This window comes from Flavobacterium sp. DSR3-2, from assembly GCF_049896525.1.
GTDB lineage: Bacteria > Bacteroidota > Bacteroidia > Flavobacteriales > Flavobacteriaceae > Flavobacterium.
This window is the reverse complement of record NZ_JAFCUM010000031.1, coordinates 1-2,878: the sequence shown is the minus strand read 5'-3', so window position 1 is coordinate 2,878 and position 2,878 is coordinate 1. Positions and strand designations below refer to the sequence as shown.

4 protein-coding genes are annotated in these 2,878 nt (G+C 38.3%); 2 read left to right on the top strand and 2 right to left on the bottom strand.

The window, feature by feature from the left end; translation table 11 throughout:
• Both ACP7AV_RS17080 and ACP7AV_RS17075 read right to left on the bottom strand, forming a co-directional pair.
• Positions 1 to 977 (bottom strand): IS91 family transposase (locus ACP7AV_RS17080; protein WP_426092998.1); only part of this gene is annotated, 977 nt, incomplete at its 3' end.
• Complete coding sequence (locus ACP7AV_RS17075; RefSeq protein ID WP_426092997.1) at positions 956 to 1,795, bottom strand: tyrosine-type recombinase/integrase; 840 nt, start codon at positions 1,793 to 1,795, stop codon at positions 956 to 958. The genes ACP7AV_RS17080 and ACP7AV_RS17075, both read right to left, overlap by 22 nt.
• Before the next feature lie 408 nt (positions 1,796 to 2,203).
• Between ACP7AV_RS17075 and ACP7AV_RS17070 the strand changes: the two genes are divergently transcribed.
• Entirely contained in the window at positions 2,204 to 2,542 is a 339-nt protein-coding gene (locus tag ACP7AV_RS17070) for a type II toxin-antitoxin system RelE/ParE family toxin (protein WP_426092996.1), read from the top strand.
• A 4-nt stretch (positions 2,543 to 2,546) separates the two neighbouring features.
• Positions 2,547 to 2,858, top strand: coding sequence for a helix-turn-helix domain-containing protein (locus ACP7AV_RS17065; RefSeq protein WP_103999201.1), 312 nt, complete (start codon positions 2,547 to 2,549; stop codon positions 2,856 to 2,858).
• The last annotated feature ends 20 nt before the right edge of the window (positions 2,859 to 2,878 follow it).

Genomic DNA, 2,878 nt, shown 5'->3' with positions numbered 1-2,878 from the left:
TGTAAAAGTTTCAGCTTTTGACGCTTCCAAGTGCTGCTCAAAAAACCATAATGACGGATTTTCACACCCGAGCCCAAAGGGCGAACTGACGAAGTAAACCGTTTGGGCAAAATATGCAATGAAAACCGCCTGATAAATTCCTGATGCGTAAGTGTCATTTGTTTTTTAAAGCCCGATACTCGGTAATCCTTGTAATCAAAAGTCACGTTTTGCTCGTCAATGTTTTTAATACGGTGGTTGCTGATGGCGATTTTATGGGTGTATCTACCCAAATATTCCACCACCGACTTTGGACTTCCAAAAGGTTTCTTAGCAAATACTACCCATGGTTTTTGCCATAATTCCTGCAGGATTTGTTCGTATTGAGTAGGCGATTTCGCCTTGAGTTTTCTGCAAAATTTAGCCCTAAAAACTTTGGACAAGGCTTTTACTGGAAACAAGAATTTACCATCTGCTCTGCTATTTTTCCACTGTCCGTCTTTGTCCACACCACCGCCAGGAACAATGCAATGCAGGTGCGGATGCAAACTCAATTGTTGTCCCCAAGTGTGCAAAACGGCAATCATTCCCATTTGCATTTGCTTGGCTTTGCCAAATCTTTGAAGCGTTTCCCAAGTAGCTTCAAATAAGGTGTCATACACTATTTTAAGCTGGTAAATGGCCAAGAAATTGATACTGTCTGGCAAAGTAAATACCAGATGAAAATAAGGCACAGGCAAGAGTTCTGTGCTTCTAGCTTGTATCCAATCTTCTCGTTTGTTACCCTGACACTTCGGGCAATGCCTATTGCGGCAAGAGTTGTAGCTTACAGTGAGATTACCACAACTATCGCAAGCATCGATATGACCACCCAACTCGGCTGTTCTGCATTTTTTAATGGCGTAAAGCGTGCGGAGCTGCCAAGTATTTAATCCATAGTTTTCGATTGCAGCACCTGCTTTTCGCAGGACATCGGCTACTTCAAAGCGCGGCTGCATTTTGTAAAAAGGGTGTCGAGTGGACTAAAGATGCGCTGACTCTCGAGTTGGGCAATATACAGGTATTCAATTGTGGGCTCAACATTCTGGTGTCCCAAAAGGTCTTTCAAAGTCATAATATCCATACCGTCTTCGAGCAAATGCGTGGCGTAACTGTGCCGAAGCGTATGGGTATGAACTTCTTTGATTATACCCGCTGCCTTGGCCACTTGCTTCACTGCCCATTGCACCCCGCGTTGACTGTAGCGATTGTCAAAATCGCCACCGGCTCCATTAGGCAAAGGTTGGCCATTAAAAACATAATCCCGGGGTTTTTCGGCTTCGATGTATTTTTTTAAACCCCGAATTAAATGTTCTGAAAGCGGTACGTAGCGGTCTTTTTTGCCTTTTCCCTGAACTACTTTGAGTTGTTTTCGGTCAAAATCCAGATCCTGTAAACGCACACTTCTAGCTTCCATGCAGCGAAGTCCACAACCATAAAGCAAGCCAATGAGGATTTTATGTTTAAGCAGGTTGGTACACTGGAGCATCGCCCAAACTTCTTCCTTGCTCAAAACAACAGGGAGTTTTTTCTCGTGTTTTATCGAAGGTAATCGTAAAAACTCATACGGCAAACCTTCGGATTTTAGCAAAAATCGAAGGCCGTAAACACAGTGTTTGAAATACGTTTGAGACGGTGTTTTTGACTTTTTTTGTTGGTAAAATAAGTAGTCCTGTACTTGTTCAGCATCTAGTTCAGTTGGGATTTTACCAAAATAAAGCGAAATAGCCGCCACATGACGGGAATAATTATTGAACGTGCTCTGACTTCGACCCAAAATCGAAACTGTACGCTCAAAACGATTTAATAGTTCCTCAAATCCAGGAACTTCGCGCTTGGCTTGGTTCAGGATTTTGTTTTCTCTAAACGCATCAGGATGCTTTTTTTTGTAGTCATGGTATACGAATTTTAATTATATTCGTAAGGTAATCAAAATCAACAGTGGTGCTACCGAAGGTTTAGTTCAACAGCGGTTTTGTCGGATTTGGGTTTTCGGCTTGATTTAAAGTTGGTCTTGTACTTTAAATAAAGGTGTTAATCCGAAAGAAAAATCTTAACTTAGTCCCAAAACCCGAGCAAAGCAGCGAGAACGTTGGGCAACAGTAACAAAAAGCCGAAAAATCAACAACATTTGTTTCTTAAAAAGGAAACTTCTATCTTTACAGAAAATTAAGATTACTGAAAAATGGATTATAAATTTAAAGTTGAATTTCTTGAACCAGTTATAGAGTTTTTAGAAAATCTAGACCCGAAATCTAGAGAAAAAATACTTTATAATATTTATAAATCGAGAAGCGTAAACGATAATGAACTATTTAAAAAACTCGATGGCGAGATTTGGGAATTTAGAACTTTATACAACAAACAATACTTGAGACTTTTTGCTTTTTGGGATAAATCAGACAAAAAAGATACAGTAGTAATTTCTACTCACGGCACTATAAAGAAAACAGACAAAACACCGAAAGTAGAAATTGAAAGAGCAGAATCATTAAGAGTGAAATATTTTAACGAAAAGAAATAAGATTATGAAAACATATAGTTTAGAAGAAGTAACAGATAAATTCGTTGGAGAAAAAGGAACAATAAATAGAGAAAATTTTGAAAATGAATTAAAAATTGATTTGATTGGTCAAACAATTAAACAAATTCGTAAAGAACGAAATTTGACACAAGAACAATTAGGAGAGTTAGTTGGCGTGAAAAAAGCTCAAATTTCAAAAATTGAGAATAGCTTAACTGACGCAAGATTCGATACGGTTATTAAAGTTTTTCGAGCTTTAAATGCTAAAATTAATTTTAATGTAGAATTATTAAATCAGAATGTAGCAATACACTAAAATTGCCGATTGCCCAACAG